The following is a 19385-nucleotide window of genomic DNA, read 5'->3' as shown; positions in this document are numbered from 1 at the left end:
ATATCTAAGACTGTAGCCTACACAACACTGTTGTAGCTACAGATCAGCACCGTGAATCTTGGAATTATATTCACGGTGCTGACTATCCTAATGAACATAATATTCGTTATGCAAAATCCTGCGCTATCTAAGTCGGTCGATGTGATGATCTAATTTTATAAATAATAATTTGAGTTGGTCTATTTCTTCAAAGTTGTTTGTCTGTAGATCACGAACATGGTCTAAGTACTTCTCCAGTGATTCACGTATAAAAATAAAATATAGTTCAAATAACTATCTGTAATGGCTTCAATAATTAGCTTTGTACTATCTTTTTCATGATTTGGGCACAGTAACGAATAGGTTTTTATTGAAATAAAGCTTGGAATTGCAAAAATAATGAATAGAACAAGCTTACTAGATTCAAAGATTTCCAATAATCCCCTATATTAAAGATAAAAACTGACTTTATTAGAATTTATAATAGTCATTAAAACGTGATTATTTGGATCATCTATCATATTTTGTAAATCGCTTTGTGATACTTCATCCAAAGTACTATGTCTTGTCGATACATGGTTAGGATGAGAATGCCAATCACGGATATAGTGAACAATATAGATTACTTAGGCTAATTTAACCTAAACAAAATCGTGTGACTATCACTCATTGTTTTAGATCAACTTTTTTTGAACGGTCAGCCGATAAAACGAATTATTCTCGTGAGATATGTGAGCATGTTCTTTACCCCTAAACTTCTTGATGAAGTCGAAGCCACTTAATTATATTTATGTAATGCTTTTCTTGAAAAACGTGAGTGTTTGATGGCTGATTGGGAAATATTTTGTAATTTGTGTGATTAATATAAATAAATGGCATAAAAAAACTGTACCTAATTGAAATAAATTTCTATAAATTAGCCACTTATAATATTACAATTGAAAGTTACCAATACGTTCAGCACACATCTGTAGAATTTATATCCAAATTGTAACTCAAATTTGAGAGATCTTATTTTTAAAGGATTGTGTAACAAAGCCGATATAATGAGCAAAAATATGAGTAAGTTTATCCCTATCAGAAGCATTAAAATCTATGGTAAAAGCGAATCCTTAGCTTAATTTTTGTTTCTATAAGTCTTGAACGAGGATAGTCCCTATTTTTGTTTTTAAATTAGAATCTTACCAAGTTTTTTATTTTCCTGTATTTAATTATTAAAAATAAAATATATATTTCAAATATTTATTGTATAAGACCCGATTAAACCATGCACTTTAGTATATTATGGCAAATCCCATCAGCGCTGAAGGATAAACTCGATGGAAATAGATGAAGAACTCACACTAAAAAAAATTCAAATTTTTTTAGCTTTTATGCGATTACGCATAAAAACAATATAGTAGGTCCCATTAAGCAGCCTAAACCTGTGTGGAAAGTTGCAGTTAATGCACCATAAGGTACTAAACGACGATCTGTTGCAGCTAATCCTGCTGATACACCACTTACCGTTCCAGCTAATCCACCAAAAATCATAGCTGAACGTGGATTATCTAAGCCCATAAATTTTGCAGTCATAGGTGTAGAGACCATAACACAAATCGCTTTTACTAAACCTGTTGCAATAGATAAAGCCATAACTTCTGAACTTGCTCCAATTGCGGCACCTGTAACTGGTCCAACAATATAGGTTACTGCGCCTGCACCAATGGTGGTAATGCTGACTGCATCGCGATAACCAAAAATCCAAGCAAAGATACAACCGACAATGAAAGGAAAAATAGTTCCTAAGAAGAGTGCCAACACACCAATAAAGCCCGCTTTTTTCGCTTCAGTTGCTTGTACTTCAAATGCTGTTGCTACGATAGCAAAATCACGTAGCATCGCTCCACCCATCAAGCCAACCCCTGTAAACAAAGCAATGTCTGTAATGCCCTTTTGGCCACCTGTTACACTTCCGCCGATGTAAGCTAATATTAAACCAATTACAATTGCAATTGCAGAAGCATGCACACGACCTTTGGTTAAATATTTTGACAGCTTGGTTGAAAGCCACATTATTAAAGCAATCAAAGCAAACGCTGTCACTAAACCCAAATGGGTTAAACCATCTAACATTAAATCAAACATGGGCTTTATCTCCTACTTTAACTGTATTGAACTCATCTTCATCTGGTAAAGGTTCGCCTTTTTTATAACGACTTAAACCAGCAATCGTAAGAGTACATACAGCCACTGTAGTAATAGCCGCGAATATCGCCATATGACCACTTGATACCGCAGAAATCACATTTTGTTGTGCTGCCATTGCAACCACAATTGGAATATACATAGTGCCCCAAAACACCACACCCATTTCCGTTTCCGCAGTCATGAAGCCACGTTTATCCATCCAGATTCGAATAAAAATAAGTAAAATCATGGCAATACCAACACCACCAACATTTGATTTCACACCAAACAATACACCTAACATGTCACCCACCACTACACCTACAAGTGTACATAGTGCGAGTAAACCAACGCCGTAAATAATCATGGTAATTCCCTCATTTTCCTTGGGTTATTCCAGTTTCAATTGTCCTTAATATCAATGTTCAATCAGCAATTATTGCCTGTTGACGCATTGCAACTATCAGACTGTCTCTGCGAGTTGTTTGAAATGACAAAACGCTACCTTCTTTAAAAACTTTTCTTGCTAGTCCAGTTAAAACTGAACCTGGTAAACCTTCGATTTGTAACCTTACACCTCGTTCCCACGCCACTTGAACTGTGCTTTCCCAATCAATGGTTCGACACATGTTAAAAATTAAATCTTGTTTAATTTGTTCTGTTGCATGTACTAATCGTGCGGATGTACCACTTAAATACTTAAACTTTGCTGGATATAAAGCAATATTCTCCATCGCCTGAACCAACTGTTGTGCCTGTTCATCCAATAATTCGCAATGTGATGGCACACTAACATTTAATTTTTTAGCAATCGCTCCCTGATTTTTTGCAATCTCCACGACCTGCTCCATTGCTTGTTCTGAACCAGAAATCACAATTTGGTTAGCCGCATTTAAATTTGCGATATAGACCTTCCCTACTTTTTGATAGACCTCGGTAACCCATGTAATCACTTGCGACTTATCGGCATTCATAATTGCAGTCATTCCGTAGCCAAAAGGATAAGCCTTTTGCATAAGCTGACCGCGTAATGACACTAATTTCAAACCATCCTCAAAACTGTAAACACCCGCCACTGCTGCTGCTGTCCATGCCCCAATCGATAAACCTGCGACATAATCAGGTTGAACCGCTGCATCAAGTAAAATTGCAGAACTGATATATCCCGCCAAATATAAGCACAGTTGTACAGCTTCAGTTGAAGCGAGGGCTTCGGGTTGATCTAAGGTCAGTACATCACGCTGCAAAGCCACAGAAGCACGCTCTAAATAATGTCGTACTAAAGGATGCTCAGGTAAGTCATGAAGCATATTAACTTTTTGAGCACCCTGTCCTGGATATACCCACATCGTGCTCATATAAATTCCTTTTCCTGCCAAGGGTTTTCGACTAATACCGCAGCATGGCTAGATTTAAGCAAAATTTTACTTGAACCTGTTGCCCATTCCTTCAATGCCACACCACCTTGTGGCGTTTGTAACTGCACATCCAACTTTTCTGTCGTTTCTTCCAATTGAATCAACATCTGATGCGCAAGCTGCTTATCCAAATAATTTGGCATTCGCATGATTAAATCAATATCACTCTGTGCATGTACAGTTTGAATACCTGTAGCAAGCTCAAAACCAACACTGCCTGTGTAGCCCCATTGCACTGCAAAGCGATTCAGAACTTTTGAAATACTGACTAAGCGCTGTTGCAAATGTGGAAATTGACATAAATCAACATTCACTAACTGCTCTGGACTCACACAACGTATAACTGCAGATTTTTGCATCTGTGTGGCATAACGCTGATGGCGCGCACTGCCACGTATGCCGACTGCAACCATCGATGGATCTGTGATGGCCCGCCTAACCACGACTGGATGTCCAGCTTGCAGGGCTTCTATTGCCCATGCAGGTGCTGAATTTTCCAGTGTTTGAGTGGTCAGGCCCCATAACAAATCATGGGGTTGCAGGGCTTCCATGCTGTTACCAATCCGCAGCCAAGCGATCACGAACCAATTTGGATGCTTGTCGATTTACACCATGTAAACGATTTTCTAGTCCAACAGAACCTTGTTGTTGCACATCAACAATTGCTTGCTCAATGCGTTGCTGAACTTGTGCAACATCTGCATCAGTGGGTTGAATAGGATTGGATACCGTTAAAATATCTGTCAGCAACCCCAAACTAGAATAACTTTCAATGTCATAGGCCATCGGCGGAATACTGGCAGCCAACTTTTCTAACTCGTCAACAGAACGTAAAGTCACACGAGCAGCCGACTCTTTACCCATTGCATGTACCATGACCCCTTCATCATTCAGGGCAAAAATACGATTAGCCTGATAACCATGCGCAAGAAAAGCACCTGACATCGATTTGCCCACCAGTAGACTAATTATAGGATGTTTGGCTAATCTAGCTCTGGCATAACTATCGACAGCACCAGCTAAAGCTAGATAAATCCCGAGCACTTCTTCACGGCGGCCATAAGCTTGACTTGGTACATCAACCACACAAATAATAGCACGCTTAGACTCAAGCTGATGGTCTTGTTGAATCACATCATCAACTGCTTCAGCCAAAGTCCAACCTTCTAAGACACCTACTTCACCGTTACGGGCACGTGGATATAAATTTTCTGTATTGGGTACGACAGCAATTACGCGAACAGCCTGTTGCTGAAAATGACCATCTGCAACCAAAACAGAATCGGTATATTCTGTAACTTGGCGACAACCCGTCGTGAGTGCATTAAACCAATTTAAGCCACGCACTGAAGTGTTTTGATCAATATCATGACTCATAATGACGCTCCTTGATAAAGTGCTTGTACTTGCGCTGGTGTCAATTGCTCAGCAGTATCAATATTTTCTAGACGTGGCAGATAAAACTGATAATTCGAACTGCGATGTAACTGTGGTACACCTTGGGTCATAAAATCTTGAATCTGTTGTTTAATTTGATTACGGTTATCTTCAACAAAACTGTCAATCATGGCACTAGCAGTACGTTGTTGCCCACCTGTGATACTCCAAATAAATGGACGGTCTTTCGAGTCGTACTCTTGCACTCCTGCTTCTTGCTCAATGACTTGTGGCCCATTGAGTCCCAGACGACCTTCTTGCGTCATGATTAAATAACTGCATAATCCCGCAGCAATTGACATGCCACCAAAACATCCAACACTACCTGCAACCACACCAATCACTGGACGATACTGGCGTAAATCTACAATCGCAGCATGAATTTCGGCAATCGCTGCCAAACCTAAATTGGCTTCTTGTAAACGCACACCGCCTGTTTCAAGCAACAAAATCGCGGTGGTTGGAATTCCTTTGCGGTTATCTTCAGCCGCCAGTTCAAGCGCACCTGCGATTTTTGCGCCACCGACCTCTCCCAGACTCCCGCCCTGAAAAAGACCTTCAATTGAAATCACGACTACAGGTTGATGTTGGATAATGCCTTTGGCCACCACCACACCATCATCCGCTTGGGGAACGATATTTTGCTTCATCAACCACGGTGACATCACGCGTGCAAAAGGATCTAATAATTCACGGAAGCTATTTTCATCTAAAAGTGCTTTGACACGTTCACGTGCGTTCAGTTCAATAAAACTGGGCTTATTGAGTAACATTGCTAAATCAGCCACGGTTCACTTCCTCCAATGCTTGTTCAAAACGTAAACGTACTACACCTGGGGTTGCACCAAAGTCATGAATATCTGCATGAACTGCGGGGGGAGTTTGCGCACTGAACATCCGTTCAAATAAATTTTTCCAACGCTTCGAGCTTCCATCCACAGATGTGACCACTTGAATGGTTATTTTCCCTATTTCATTCGGCTGCATTAATATTTCAAGGTCGCCTGAACCTACGCAACCAACCAAAGCTTTTTTAGCTGGTGCGGTACTTGCAGGAAACTCAAAATTCAGTATTTCCATTACTTTTCTTCCTATTTATTTTGAATTAAAGTTGTTCAACGCGGTCAAGGAATAAAGTCGCCGCCAATAAATCGGCTACTCCTCCTGGGGAAGCATTCAAACGCATTAAATCTATTTCTAAAAAATTGAATGCACGCTTGCCTGTGTCCGTGGCATACCCCCCTAATTCAAGTACATATTGCGCACCTTTCTGCATTCGCTTTAAACCTAATTCGCCCGAACGGTACAACACACAGGTATCTTTAAGTGTTGCCATCATGGCCAACAAACTGTCTACTCGCGCTACGACTTCAGGGTGATGCTTTGCACGACTGGCACGTAACTGAGGTAAGCCAAAATGCATAATCACTGGGAAAGCCTGTTGTGCCTGAAGTTTTGCACCACCTGCACCATATTTTTTCTGCACATATTGCCCATGACTTTGCTGTTGTTGCGGTATAAATCTATCTTCTAAACAAGCAATTTCTGCTGCAATTTGACAAATTTCGCTTGCCTTGATATTCATTTTCTGGCTATGCATAGCTGTTGCCGTAACCAATAAACCCAAAGCCCAAATTGCACCACGATGTGTATTTATTCCTTGAGTTTCCATCAACATCACAGCTTCACCATCACGTCCAATTTGCCCAATCGCTTCACGTAAATGCTGTGAAACAGTGCCATGTTCTAAAGCTACTTGAGCCATAGCCTCAAACATTGGTTCTAGGCTTTTGGCTGAGCGCTCCATCAGTTCTAGCGTTAAATCATGATGTGCACCATTCCCTCTACGATCGACCAATGCCGGTTTCGGGGTTAAATTCACCTCATCAATTAAAGCATGGACAGCAAATTCAGCTAACAAACTGCTATAAGATCGTTTCTGATTCTGTACAAATGCATTCATTACCAACTCCTGAATTTTGCAGGCGGTTGATATAAACCATCAGACCATGTTACTAAGTCACTGATATTTTTTGCTGCTAATAATTCACGTGTTGCATCTGTACGACGAATACCTAAATCTTCAGGGAAAACCACCAATCCTTCTTGTCTTAAACGTTCTGTTGTTTTAGGATCTTGCTTAAGCCCAATTTCAGTCACGCCTGCAACTGCTGCAATCATTTCTTCCCGTTCTTGTAGGCTGCTAGCTTTATACAAGTAAGCAATGCCTTCTTCGGTCAATAAGTGGGTGACGTCATCGCCGTAAATCATAATCGGTGCTAAAGGCATATTGGATTTTTTAGCGACATCGACTGCATCTAAAGTTTCCACAAAAGTAGGTTTACCACCCTCTTGAAAGGTTTCAACCATTTGAACCACAAGTTTTTTACCACGTGATAAATAAGTATCGGTTTCTGTCGCACCTACTAAACGCATATCCAGCCAAGCAGGTGTAGCATGACGACGACCTCGTGGATCATGTCCCATATTCGGTGCACCGCCAAATCCTGCTAAACGACCTTTGGTGACCGTTGATGAATGACCTTGGCCATCTACTTGTAATGTTGCTCCAATAAACAAATCAACTGCATATTGTCCAGCAAGTTGACACATCATACGATTAGAGCGTAAGGAACCATCACGACCAGTAAAAAAGATATCTGAACGGGCTGCAATATATTTTTCCATGCCTAGTTCCGTACCGAAACAATGCACACTTTCCACCCAACCTGATTCAATTGCAGGGATTAAAGTTGGATGTGGGTTCAAGGTCCAATTACGACAAATTTTGCCTTTTAAACCCAATGATTCGCCATAAGTCGGTAAAATCAATTCTATCGCAGCGGTATTAAACCCAATACCATGATTAAGTGACTGAACATTGTGTCGCTCGTAAATACCGCGAATGGCCATCATTGCCATGAGTACATGCATGGAAGTAATATGCTTTGGATCACGTGTAAATAGCGGCTCGATATAAAAAGGCTTGTCTGCAACCACAACAAAATCGACCCATGAAGCAGGAATATCAACACGTGGTAAATCAGTAACATCTTCAACTAGCTCATTGACCTGTACAATCACAATTCCATCGCTAAATGCAGCAGGTTCAATCAATGCAGGCGTATCTTCTGTACTTGGTCCTGTATAAATATTGCCCTGACGATCAGCTTTAAAGCCTGCAGATAACACTACATTTGGAATTAGGTCGACCAATAGACGTGAATAGAGTTCGATATAAGTATGAATCGCACCGACTTCCAATAAACCATCTTCAAGTAATTGGCTGATACGCAAACTTTGTGTACCTGCAAATGAGAAATCTAGTTTTTTAGCGATACCTTTTTCAAATAAATCAAGATGTTCTGAACGACCTACGCTCGGCATGATCATATGTAAATTATTTAACACAGCAGGATTAGTTTGCGCCAATGAACGCGATAAAAAATCAGCCTGCTTTTGGTTATTTCCCTCTAATACAACACGATCACCTGATGTAATCAGTATTTCTAATACTTTAATAATATCTTGAGTCGGAATCACTACACCATCTGTATACTGGCATACTTGATCAATTTTTAATTGTTTTCTCTGACGGCGTGTATTCCACTTACGCTCTTCATGCTGAACAGAACCTTCCATGTCATTATCTTAGTTTTGTATTGTCGTCTAAGTCTATAAAAGCCTTTTATTCGGGTTTAATCAATCAACCTTGAATCACTTTTATTAACTTGAAGTTAATACAAATTTTGAATATTCATGTAAATATATTTGAAATTAATGAAAATGATTTAAACAAAAAAGATTTTCCAGATAAAAAATCGCAGAGGCGAAATTCATACAGATTATTCGCCTTTTTCCCCATGAATTTTACAGCAACAGACACCGCTGAATTAACCAATATTTCTGTTCGTTCAATTAATTCAATCTTCATCAAAATTCGTCATAAAATAGCCCAAACATGTGAAGAAATTTCTCCTATTGAAGGTGTGAATGTTTTTTCTACATCTTAAACAGACGAACTACCCTTTCAATCATCAGCACAGTAATTTGTCTCAATTTGCTTAAAATACTCCGTGAAAACCCTCTTTAGCTTCCTAAGCTCCTACCTAAGTACTGCTTTAAAATATTCTTATTCTTTATCACTTCATCGCATAATTATTATTTGAAGTACAATAGGCCTCTTGCATTAGTCGAAATTTGAACAGGGATGACCTTTGATAAGATATTGCATAAATCGAAAATGACTAAAAACCTCGCTTACACAAGAGGTCTAATATGTATAACAAACTGAGCTCATATACATAGATTATTCAAACGAATTCATTCTTTTCGTGTAAATGAACGTTTAGCTCCAAAAGAAACTTATAATTCGTAGAAAAAATATAGTATATTTAACCAAAGAGTATATTTATACATATTGCAAATATGATTTTATTTTTATGCTCCATAGTAAATTTAAGATTATTCTTACTCAAATTATTTACACAACATTATAATTTTATGAAAACATCTATTTATGCTTTAGTTATTTCCATTTTGATTACTTCATCCACAGTTTTATTTGCGGAGAGTCACGATTCGTCAAATTTTAATATCAAGATTACAATTAAAGAGTCTTGTAATATTTCATCTAAAACTACATCAGATGTGGATTTTGGAACAGTTGAACGCTCTTCGCCAGAGGTTTCAACGCAAGGTAAGTTGAATGTCACTTGCACTCAAGGCACGCCTTATAATATTTCGCTTAAAAGTAAGCGTCTCATGACTACTCAAACAACACAAATGACGATTCCATACCAGATCTACCAAGACTCAACTCAACAAGTTATTTGGGGCAGTGATGTAAATAATGCTTATACCAATACAGGCACAGGTACAACACAAAATATTCCTATCTGGAGCAAAGTTACTGCTGAGCATACCAATGTTCCAGCAGGAAACTATTCAGATACGGTAACTGCTGTCATTAACTATTAACCTCATTCTTTCTGGCTCTAACTATTCACTTTAATAAGTTAGAGTCACTGTTACAGTATCAACATAATCACCAGCAGGAATTATTAAAGCTTGTGCTGGAACTTTGCCATAAATTGAGATTTGTTGCGTACCACTCGTACCAGTACCTTGTGAATCACCTGTACTTTCCCACGGCTGAGATAAATCGGCACTCCTATATAATCCATATGGAATAAATTGATTGCCATTTCGCATACGACGAGTCGAACCATTATAATTTAAGCCATTATCCAGACTAACTCTCCATGTTGTATTTGTTGGACATAACAAACTGATGGAGGTATAACTGCTCACAGCGTGATTTAAATCGCTCACTTGACCAAAATTTAAATCAGGCATGTTATTCAAAACACAACTATTTTCATAATTAGTATCAATTTCAAAATTGTTATTTGCTTGTTTATTTTCAGTAATGACATCTGCAACTGTTGGAACTTTATTTTCACTAAAAGCATATAACATAGACATTGGAATATTATAGCTCTTATAGTGATCAGCCTTTACATTTTGTCCCGCATAAATCTTTCCATAAATCGGGATATTATAAACAACCTTATTTTCGTTAACAGCAACAACCTTATATACACATTTTAAAGTTGAAGGATTTATATGTGTATCTATACGCTGACTAAGTGCTGGATCATAAAATAAGTCATAAGATAGATAAGCAAACTCCCAAGTATCAGAAATAAGACGTCTACGATTATTGGATAAAGCTGGTTCACCTGGCTGGAAGTAAAAACAGACTGCTGTATTCACAGGTTTCGTTTGATGATCTATTTGACAAGTCACGGTTGCATTGGTATTGCTTGATGTACCTTTACTATTCACCATCCCGAAGCTTAATTTGTTCGCTGAAACCCAACAACTTCCAGAAGGTGCAGCTTGAGTTTCTGGACTATAAATCAAGCAAAATAGCATAAATAAAATTCCAACGTTCAATAGAAGATTGCGGAAAATTAATCTTATTGTCATGTTTGATACGCTTATCTCAGGCAAAATAGCAAACTGATTTATTCGCATGTCTGGTTTCCTAAATCGATAAAGCCAAATTGATCTTTCAAATCAAGCAGCTTCAGTTGACAATATTGTCCTTCATTTTCTATATAAATATTTGAGGATACTGGATTTTCTAAATATACCAAGCCATCACGAGCAACAATAGTAAGCTCTTTACTCTCGCTTGTTGGTAGCTGATCTTGATTCCAGACGCGACTTCCCATTGGGAATATTTGTCCTAAATTATTCAACAATGTAAATTGCACAGTTTTAATTCGATATAGCGGGAATTTGATATATACGCCTGCCCCATTCTGCGGTACTGCATCTATTCGAGTCGTTTCAATTTTATAATCATAAGGTAGACCTAAAGCATCAATTGAAACACTATTATGCTGATAAGCATTTAAATCTTTAACCAACAACAAACCCTTTTTATTCGTTTTGCCAACACTTCTATTTTCAAGTTGCACAGGCACATTTTGCATACCATCTGTAGATACTACAGCAAAAGAACCGAGGGATTGGCGCATTGCAAATAAATCATAATCCATCATCACAACACTTCCCCGAGCTGATGCCATAGAAGTCGTGTAATTCTGACCATTTGCTTTTGAATTTTGTATACCTACGTTCCATTCACCATAATCATTCTGACGTTGTAACTGACCCTGTATCATATAATTTTGTTGATCAGTAAAATTTGCATCAGCCTGCCATCCCCAATCTGGTTGATCTTGTACTGCAGTACGGCGAGCATTCACTGCATATTGCGTATGATCACGATCATGCTGAACAGAAGCCTTCGCATTAGTTTTGCGATCAAGCGGAATATTTAAAGACAAGTAAAATGAATTTTCTTGATTGCCCAAATCACGCGTCATACTCAAATTTAAGTATTGCCGTGATGGAAAGACATAAGACCAGTTAAAAATCAGAAACTCATTTTCAGATTGGTCATATTGCTGACGAGCATAGCTTCCACCAAACTGACCATAATTTGTATTGACACCTAAAAAAAGCCTGATCTGACTTTTGGATATAAGCATAGTCCTGTATTGTTGCAATATCAGCAAAATCCTCTGTTGCTTGCTGATGATTCAGTGAAAAGTTAAAAGTCCGATTGCTCCATTGGTAACCCAAGACATAATGTTGCCCAATTTGATCATTTAATTGACTATAACTATACGAACCATTAAAAATACCATACGTTTTCGGTAAACGATGAATCAATCCAAGCCCTGCAAGCTGTAAATCAGGTGCAATTTCTGCGTGACTTTCAATCGTTGTATCTTGAGTTAAACCATATCGATATGAACCATTTGCAACAAAATCATCATCATATTTGAATGACTTCAATGCATAATTGAGCTTGTTCACACCAAAATTAATATCCCAATCGGATAAGCCTTGACGTAATAATTGTGCTGTACCAAATAAGGAAACATTCACGATACGCTGTTGACCATTTAAATCAGTGATTACAAGTTGGGCATCACCCGCACCCGATATCGACGGTACAGTTTGTAAATTAAACTGTCCAGGTTGTGCCTGACTAGTACTTTGCTTCACGCCATTAATGAGTAAATCAATAGATGATGGTAAGAGTACTGAGCCTTTAAACGATTCAAGTGGAGATGTCACTTGATAAGGTTGTAATTCAAAATTACGAGATAACTTTAAACCCGAAATACGTGTTGAACGCGTCCAATCCAATGCTCTAGATTGCGCATCACCAATTCGTAATGAAATTGCCTTATTTTGGAAATCTTTTTGCCAATACGTATCTAATATTGTACTTTGTACTCTCTCATCAGGATCTTGATCGTTATAAAGATGATTGGCTGAAACACTAAAAATACTTCCTTCAGATAATCCCCATAAACGTAATTCATTCCAGGCACTTAGAGTTATATTATTTTGATTATGCTGAGCATATACATCGTAATTGAACATAATACCGGGCTTATTTTGCTCAGGTCGTATTACGGCTTGCTTAGCGGTTTCATATCCTAGTATCTGTTCATTACCATTTAATAATAACTCAGTGGCTGTAATCTCAATAATTTGTTCAGAAATATTATAAACATAATGTAAACCAATAATATCATTAAGTTTTATAAACTGTACTTTATCATCCATATGAGAAATTACCGATTGAAACTTCAATTTTTGCAAAGTTTCACGGTCAATCAGTAAGTCGTCACCAATTTGCTTAAAATGCCCAAGAATAGATTGCGTAGATTGATTTAATACAATATTAAGATATAAATCTTGACTCGTATTCAACTGAGGTGAAATTTCACTCTCTTCTGCGAAAGATGCTGTTGTGAACTGACAGCACAGACTAACGCCTGCGATCTGAACCCATTTGCCATATCGCTTCGAAAAATTCATCAAAAATTATTTAAGATTCAAAATTTGAGGGTTGCTATCCATATTAATTTTTGCTTCAAATTTTCCATTAGGAAGCATTTGTAGTTGTTCGGGAAAGTTCCAAGACATATTTTGTTGTGCCAATACATAACCAAGTAAACCTTTTATTAGAGGAATTTTTTCACCATTTGGATTGATATAATTCAATTGGCTTATACGTACATGGCTATTGGTATGATTTCGAACTGAGATGGTATTTTGATGATATGCAAACTCAACCTGATCTAATGATGTTAAACCATTACGAGAAGCAATCACTTGATTAGGTTGAAAAAAAACAGGAACAGAATACTGTAACAATAATTGCAGACCTGTACGGTCTTCTTGTAATTTAGTACTTGGTAATTCATCAATGATGAGACGATAAGTTTGTTCTTGCGATTGAGGTAGATTAACAATTTTAATGACACGAATCAGTTGCTTTTCACCTGCTGGAATTTCTGTCACCATGGGACTAGCAACAATATTTTTCGTTGCAGTAAGTACATCTTGACCGTCTTTTTGGACCCACTCCTGCACACGTGTTTGTGCACGAATGGGTTGATCACTAGTATTGGTTAACCAAATTTCTTTTGCATTTTCAGTTGTAGAAAACTTTAAAGAAATCGGTGCAACTTGAAGACTTGCCGCCCACGCAGAGATCGTACAACTACTCATTGCTGTAGCTAATACCCAAGCGAATGCATATTTCTTCATTTGCCCAATACCCTTATCATTTATGCCGTGATATTACTGGAAATCAAATAATCAAATTGAAATTAGTAAGTTACCGTTGCAACCACTGTATCTAAATAATCACCAGCTTCAACATTCGTATTTCCTGCCAATTTTGCATAAACAGAAAGTGATTGAGAATTTCCCGAACCTGTATTCGACAACAGATTTTGTTGATCCCACGCAATCGAATTTTGTAAATCTTGATATAAGTTATAAGCAATTGTACTTGCTGAGCCTAATTTGCTCATTTTCCCATTACCAGCTAAAGCAATTTTATATGGTGTACCCAAAGTACATGTAATATCTAATTGACCATCAGCAATGCGATCGACATTGGTTGAACGATCTAATGCTACAAAATTAATATCTTTTGCATTGCTAAACTTACAAGACTCATTTACAGTAATTTTTACTTTAAATTCCGTCGAATCAGTTGCAGCAATAGATGGAGAACTTACAACAACTAAGCTTGCACCTAGAAGTAGAGAAGAAACGATAATGTTTCGCATAATGACACCAAAATGTGATAAGTCATACAAATTTGCGATGTATTATAGACTTAAAATTAACCGTGTAAAGAATTTACTTTTACAAGTCATTTACAAGCCCCAATTAAACAAATATAAAAATCATCAAAATATAATTGCATTATTAGAATATTTTTTAATTTTTACAAAGTGTTAGTTAAATAAATTTAATACGATTTTCAATTATAATTATTTTGTAACAAGAACACATAAAATGACTTTTTTAGTTAAATAATTTTATATTCTTATAAAAAACTATATATAAAAGTTTAAAATTCATACAATTTAAATTATATGTAGGGTTAAATTTAAATTAATCCAATTCGTTCTATTTAATTTCTTACTCTACAATTTTTTCGTCTTCGACTGAAAGATATATGCTGAAATTATAGGAGACTTCCAATTGGGATATTCTAGACATCTAACTTCTAAAATTTCTCTACCATTTAATTCGGTGTCTTAAAATTCAATTCTTTTTGAGTTTTCTGCTGAATATAAAATAAGTCCATGTAAATTTGCTAATGTACAGCCTTTGTAAAATATGCTTTTTGTTCTTCCCTTGTTTTATAATTTCGATCGGTTTGGTTGTACAAAGATTTAAATTGAAATACCGTCTCGAACTAAATAATTAATAATAATTTGTATATATTTATTTAGATCATCTTTAAAAAGCATATATTGTAAGGCTAAACCATAACTTAATGAGATAAGTTCTAAACTCTTTGACTCAGCCTCTTCAGGAGTAATCTTTTTATAAGCAGAGAAAAGTTTAAACAAAATATTAGTAATTTGTTCTTTATGAATTTGCCAAATATATTTATATTCATTAGCAAAATCTTTATCACGTATTGCATACATTTGTAGTTCAATTGAAATTTTTAACCATGATTCATTTTTAAAAAAATCAGTAAGCCATAATTCTAGTTTTTCTTGTAGTGAAGAAGAATTTACACTTATATCAGTTAATATTTGTTGTAATTGAGCATTTTCTTTTTCAAATTGAATCCGCATAAGAGTCAGTAAAAATTCTTCTTTATTGTTAAAATTTGAGTAAAAAGCACCTTGAGTAAATCCCGCATATTTTGAAATATTTCTAATAGATACAGAACTATACCCTTGCTCAGAGATCAATTCGAATCCAGCCTTGATTAAGTATAAACGAGTTTGTAATTGTTTATCATTACGAGAAATTTGATCCTTTTCCATATATCGCTACTAATTATAAATATCACTTGATATCTTAAATTAAATACGATAGTTTTGCGATTAACTTTTCAGATATCAGTCGATATCTTAAATTTAAATTTCAAAACACAGGGAAACTTATGAGTGTAGCCCCATCAAAAAAAATTGTAGTTATTAATGGCCATCCTTCTCAAACTAGTTTTAATCATTCTTTGGTTCACACTTATCTCGAAGCAACTATTCAATTCGATGTTCAAGTTGAGTTAATCGAAATAGGTCAATTAAATTTTGATCCTAATTTAAAATTTGGCTATGAAAAAAGAATAGACTTGGAATATGATTTATTAGAATCGTGGAAAAAAATTATAAATGCTGATCATCTCGTATGGATTTTTCCTGTTTGGTGGGGCGGCTTACCTGCTATTACAAAAGGATTTATAGATCGTCTTTTTCTACCCTCAATGGCTTTTAGTTATTATGACAATAGCAACCGTATTCGTGGCAATCTTCAAAATAAAACAGCTCGAATTGTGACTACTTTAGATCAACCAGGATGGACTTATAAGTGGTATTTTGGCGAGCCTAGTACTAGGCAACTCAAACAAGCAACTTTACAATTTTGTGGAGTTAAAAAAGTTAAAACAGATTATATCGGTTCTATACGAGGCTCAAGTCTAGCTCAACGAGAAAAATGGTTACAATCTATGGTAAAAATGGCACAACAGGACTGCTCATAATAAAAAGTTTTGGTTTTGCGAGCATCTGTTTGTTTTTCATTTTGAGAAGTATCAACGTTTATGGCGATCAAGCATGGTTAATAATGCCGACATCTATCGAAACGATAATGAGCTTTATGAAGCTGACCAAATATCCTCCATCATTGCTGATTATATTATTTAATGTTGATTTGGGTGTAGTCCTTTTAGTTTTGCTTCAAAAAGTTGAAAGTAAAAACTGGATAAACCCATTGATTGTTTTGGCTTCGTTCTAATGTTCTTTTATATTGCACACTTATATGTGCTCAAAGCTCTCTATCTAGTTGCGGTAACACTATTTGATACTCCTTATGGCGAATATTTAGGAATATCTCGTTTTCGTCTTTATGGCATATTTCTTTCACTTTAAGTATTTTACTCTAGCCACTGAATCTAAAATTCTCAGATTTTAAACATAAGAATAAGCATACTCACATTCTAAAATATTTTTAGATGAATACTTTCCAAACCTAAATAACCTTTCACTTTAGTTACTATGGTGATAATTCATTTTTTGATGTTATCACCATGAAAAATAGAAGAAGATATAAATTTATATTTCACAAAGTTAACTTATGTAATAGTATAACATTACATAAATTAACTTTCTATTTACTATGATTTCAAAATTATACTTATTGACATCTTGTTCACTTCTATCCCACTTTACTTGGGCTCAAACTGCTGATCTTCCAGAAAAACTCCCAACTATTGTAATTGAGGCTGAACAGACAACAAATAATTTAACAAAAAACTTAGTAACCACTAAATTTACCCATGATGTTATCGATGTTCCTTTTAGTCGAAGTTTTGTGTCTGAAGAAATGTTAAAACAGCAAGATATTCAACGTATAGATGATGTTTTAAATCAAGTCAGTGGCGTATTTAGTCAAACGAATTATGGTGGCGGCTTCTGGGATAATTTTTCATTTCGTGGATTTAGTAGCGACCCGAATATCGGACCTCAAATTATTAGAAATGGATTAAGTGTAAATCGGGGTCTAAGTGCTTCTCGGGATATGGTTAATATTGAATCTCTAGAGTTTCTAAAAGGTCCAATGGCTGCACTATATGGTCGAGGAGAAACAGGTGGTTTACTCAATATCAATACTAAAAAGCCATCTTGGGAATCCTCTAGTGAGATCAATTTAAGAGCCAATAGTTTAGAAAAATATCGTGCTAGTTTTGAGCATACCGCCCCCATTAATGACCAATTTGCATATCGCTTTGCTATTGCACATGAAGACAATCAAAGTTTTCGGGACCATGTAAGTAATTCACGCTGGTTTTTATCTCCCCAATTAAGTTGGAAGTTATCCGATCGAACTCAATTGGACTTAGATACAGAGTTTACTCACGTAAAAGGATTATTTGATCGTGGTGTTAGTGCTTATCAGAAGAAAATTGTGATGAATCCAAAAACCTATACAGGTGAACCAAGCGATGGAGATCATTTACAAACTGATAATTTTTATCAAATTCGGCTCACGCATCAATTAAATGACGATTGGAATGTTAAAAGTGCTGTGAGTTTGAAAGATAGTTTATTAAAAGGCTTTTCAAGTGAACCTCGTCGTATACAAAGCGATGGTCGTACTTTAGAGAGGCAGCGACGTTATCGTGATAATAAAAGTGATGATGTATTATTCCAAACAGAAATTTTAGGCACGATCCAGCAAGACTGGGCAAAACATGAAATATTGCTGAGTGCAGAAACAGGACAAATGAAATATCACCAATTACAGCTACGCCGTAATCATAGTTCAGACATACCCAACACAATAGATATTTACCAACCTACCTATGGAAAATTTTTACCAGACCTTCCTTTGTTTGTTGACACTGAAGATCGACAAAAATACTTCGCCTTCAATGTCCAAGATCAGGTATTTTTAAATGATCAATGGAGTGTTTTACTTGGTCTACGCTTTGATCATGTCACACAAGAATTTGTGAATAAAATTGCCATGACCTCAAATCAAAAAGACTTACAACAAACCAGTCCACGTTTTGGTTTGAACTATCGTTTAAGTGATGCATGGTCAGTCTATGCCAATTATGGACAATCATTTGCAATTAATAGTGGAATGGATCGCAATAATCAAACCTTTGACCCAGAAAAAGGTCAAAGTTATGAGATAGGCAGTAAATACCAACTCAACTCTCAAAGTCTGATTAGTGTTGCATTATTTAAAATGGATAAGGAAAATGTGCTAACTACAGACCCAATAGATAGTAACTTTCAGATTACTGCAGGAGAAGTTTCCAGCCAAGGGATAGAGCTAGATATCGAAACACAACTGAATAACCAATTATCGCTTCGCGCCAATTATAGTTACACAGATGCACAAATTGAGAAGGATCAAGTGCTTGCTAAAGGTTCACGCCTAAGTAATGTTCCTAAACATAGTGGTTCAATCAGTACAAACTATGAATGGTTGTTATCTGACAACTCAAATGTAGGCATTGGGGCAACAGCTGTTCATGTTGGGAAACGTAGTGGTCATAGCACTGATAATGGATTCAATCTTCCTGAATATACATTACTTAATTTAAATGCTTACTATGCTCCAAGTAAGCAAATACGTTATCAGTTCAACCTGAATAATCTTCTAGACAAAACCTATTACACGGCGAGTTATAGTGAAATGTGGATACAACCTGGTGAACCGTTGAATTCATCATTAGCAGTACAATGGAAATTTTAAATGCTTAAGTGAATACATTAAGGCTAGCTCTTGTCG

18 protein-coding genes and 3 pseudogenes are annotated in these 19385 nt (G+C 36.4%); 6 read left to right on the top strand and 15 right to left on the bottom strand.

Going from position 1 to position 19385, the window contains the following annotated elements; all coding sequences use genetic code 11:
- Positions 1-619 precede the first annotated feature (619 nt).
- Positions 620-842: pseudogene (locus ACK1JC_RS01425) on the top strand (integrase); the annotation flags it as partial.
- Positions 843-1350: 508 nt separating this feature from the next.
- Here the strand turns inward: ACK1JC_RS01425 and madM are convergent.
- The 9 genes from madM to mdcA are packed head-to-tail and all read right to left on the bottom strand — an operon-like array spanning position 1351 to position 8645.
- Positions 1351-2106, bottom strand: a complete 756-nt coding sequence (gene madM / locus ACK1JC_RS01420; protein WP_409510063.1) for a malonate transporter subunit MadM — start codon at positions 2104-2106, stop codon at positions 1351-1353.
- Complete coding sequence (madL, locus tag ACK1JC_RS01415; protein ID WP_409510062.1) at positions 2099-2515, bottom strand: malonate transporter subunit MadL; 417 nt, start codon at positions 2513-2515, stop codon at positions 2099-2101. Before madL ends, madM begins: the two co-directional genes overlap by 8 nt.
- A gap of 58 nt (positions 2516-2573) precedes the next feature.
- The gene (mdcH, locus tag ACK1JC_RS01410; RefSeq protein WP_409510061.1) at positions 2574-3506 is read right to left on the bottom strand and encodes a malonate decarboxylase subunit epsilon; all 933 of its coding nucleotides are present in this window, start codon (positions 3504-3506) and stop codon (positions 2574-2576) included.
- On the bottom strand, positions 3503-4117 hold the full coding sequence (locus tag ACK1JC_RS01405; protein ID WP_409510060.1) for a malonate decarboxylase holo-ACP synthase: 615 nt from the start codon (positions 4115-4117) through the stop codon (positions 3503-3505). The genes mdcH and ACK1JC_RS01405 overlap by 4 nt, the downstream gene beginning before the upstream one ends.
- Before the next feature lie 4 nt (positions 4118-4121).
- Positions 4122-4943, bottom strand: coding sequence for a biotin-independent malonate decarboxylase subunit gamma (gene mdcE / locus ACK1JC_RS01400; protein ID WP_409510059.1), 822 nt, complete (start codon positions 4941-4943; stop codon positions 4122-4124).
- Complete coding sequence (locus tag ACK1JC_RS01395; RefSeq protein ID WP_409510205.1) at positions 4940-5776, bottom strand: biotin-independent malonate decarboxylase subunit beta; 837 nt, start codon at positions 5774-5776, stop codon at positions 4940-4942. Before ACK1JC_RS01395 ends, mdcE begins: the two co-directional genes overlap by 4 nt.
- Positions 5777-5783: 7 nt before the next feature.
- The gene (locus tag ACK1JC_RS01390; protein ID WP_409510058.1) at positions 5784-6083 is read right to left on the bottom strand and encodes a malonate decarboxylase subunit delta; all 300 of its coding nucleotides are present in this window, start codon (positions 6081-6083) and stop codon (positions 5784-5786) included.
- A gap of 25 nt (positions 6084-6108) precedes the next feature.
- The gene (locus ACK1JC_RS01385; RefSeq protein WP_409510057.1) at positions 6109-6966 is read right to left on the bottom strand and encodes a triphosphoribosyl-dephospho-CoA synthase; all 858 of its coding nucleotides are present in this window, start codon (positions 6964-6966) and stop codon (positions 6109-6111) included.
- Positions 6966-8645, bottom strand: coding sequence for a malonate decarboxylase subunit alpha (mdcA, locus tag ACK1JC_RS01380; RefSeq protein WP_409510056.1), 1680 nt, complete (start codon positions 8643-8645; stop codon positions 6966-6968). The genes ACK1JC_RS01385 and mdcA overlap by 1 nt, the downstream gene beginning before the upstream one ends.
- Positions 8646-8823: 178 nt before the next feature.
- Here mdcA and ACK1JC_RS01375 point away from each other — a divergent pair.
- Both ACK1JC_RS01375 and ACK1JC_RS01370 read left to right on the top strand, forming a co-directional pair.
- Positions 8824-8995, top strand: a pseudogene (locus tag ACK1JC_RS01375) (IS1595 family transposase); the annotation flags it as partial.
- Positions 8996-9506: 511 nt separating this feature from the next.
- A complete protein-coding gene (locus ACK1JC_RS01370) occupies positions 9507-9983 on the top strand; it encodes a spore coat U domain-containing protein (protein WP_409510055.1) in 477 nt (158 codons plus the stop codon).
- Positions 9984-10013: 30 nt separating this feature from the next.
- On the opposite strand, the gene ACK1JC_RS01365 is transcribed toward ACK1JC_RS01370, so the two are convergent.
- From ACK1JC_RS01365 to ACK1JC_RS01340, 6 genes are all read right to left on the bottom strand, one after another.
- Positions 10014-10943, bottom strand: a complete 930-nt coding sequence (locus ACK1JC_RS01365; protein ID WP_409510054.1) for a spore coat protein U domain-containing protein — start codon at positions 10941-10943, stop codon at positions 10014-10016.
- Between the two features lie 92 nt (positions 10944-11035).
- Positions 11036-12070 (bottom strand): fimbria/pilus outer membrane usher protein, encoded by a 1035-nt coding sequence (locus tag ACK1JC_RS01360; protein WP_409510053.1) that lies wholly within the window; start codon positions 12068-12070, stop codon positions 11036-11038.
- Positions 11979-13418: a fimbria/pilus outer membrane usher protein gene (locus tag ACK1JC_RS01355; protein WP_409510052.1), complete on the bottom strand. Its 1440-nt coding sequence runs from the start codon at positions 13416-13418 to the stop codon at positions 11979-11981. Before ACK1JC_RS01355 ends, ACK1JC_RS01360 begins: the two co-directional genes overlap by 92 nt.
- A 6-nt stretch (positions 13419-13424) precedes the next feature.
- The gene (locus ACK1JC_RS01350; RefSeq protein ID WP_409510051.1) at positions 13425-14153 is read right to left on the bottom strand and encodes a molecular chaperone; all 729 of its coding nucleotides are present in this window, start codon (positions 14151-14153) and stop codon (positions 13425-13427) included.
- A 62-nt stretch (positions 14154-14215) separates the two neighbouring features.
- Positions 14216-14683, bottom strand: coding sequence for a spore coat U domain-containing protein (locus tag ACK1JC_RS01345; protein ID WP_409510050.1), 468 nt, complete (start codon positions 14681-14683; stop codon positions 14216-14218).
- A gap of 615 nt (positions 14684-15298) precedes the next feature.
- Positions 15299-15907, bottom strand: coding sequence for a TetR/AcrR family transcriptional regulator (locus ACK1JC_RS01340; RefSeq protein WP_409510049.1), 609 nt, complete (start codon positions 15905-15907; stop codon positions 15299-15301).
- Between the two features lie 119 nt (positions 15908-16026).
- Here ACK1JC_RS01340 and ACK1JC_RS01335 point away from each other — a divergent pair, with 119 nt between their 5' ends.
- The 3 genes and pseudogenes from ACK1JC_RS01335 (at position 16027) to ACK1JC_RS01325 (ending at position 19349) form a co-directional block, all read left to right on the top strand.
- Complete coding sequence (locus tag ACK1JC_RS01335) at positions 16027-16623, top strand: NAD(P)H-dependent oxidoreductase (RefSeq protein WP_409510048.1); 597 nt, start codon at positions 16027-16029, stop codon at positions 16621-16623.
- Positions 16620-17094: pseudogene (locus ACK1JC_RS01330) on the top strand (hypothetical protein); the annotation flags it as partial. The gene ACK1JC_RS01335 and the pseudogene ACK1JC_RS01330, both read left to right, overlap by 4 nt.
- A gap of 164 nt (positions 17095-17258) precedes the next feature.
- Complete coding sequence (locus ACK1JC_RS01325) at positions 17259-19349, top strand: TonB-dependent receptor (protein ID WP_409510047.1); 2091 nt, start codon at positions 17259-17261, stop codon at positions 19347-19349.
- Positions 19350-19385 lie beyond the last annotated feature (36 nt).

The organism is Acinetobacter sp. TY2 (genome assembly GCF_046269225.1).
GTDB lineage: Bacteria > Pseudomonadota > Gammaproteobacteria > Pseudomonadales > Moraxellaceae > Acinetobacter.
The sequence above is the reverse complement of the archived record's forward strand: the minus strand, read 5'-3'. Positions and strand labels throughout refer to the sequence as shown.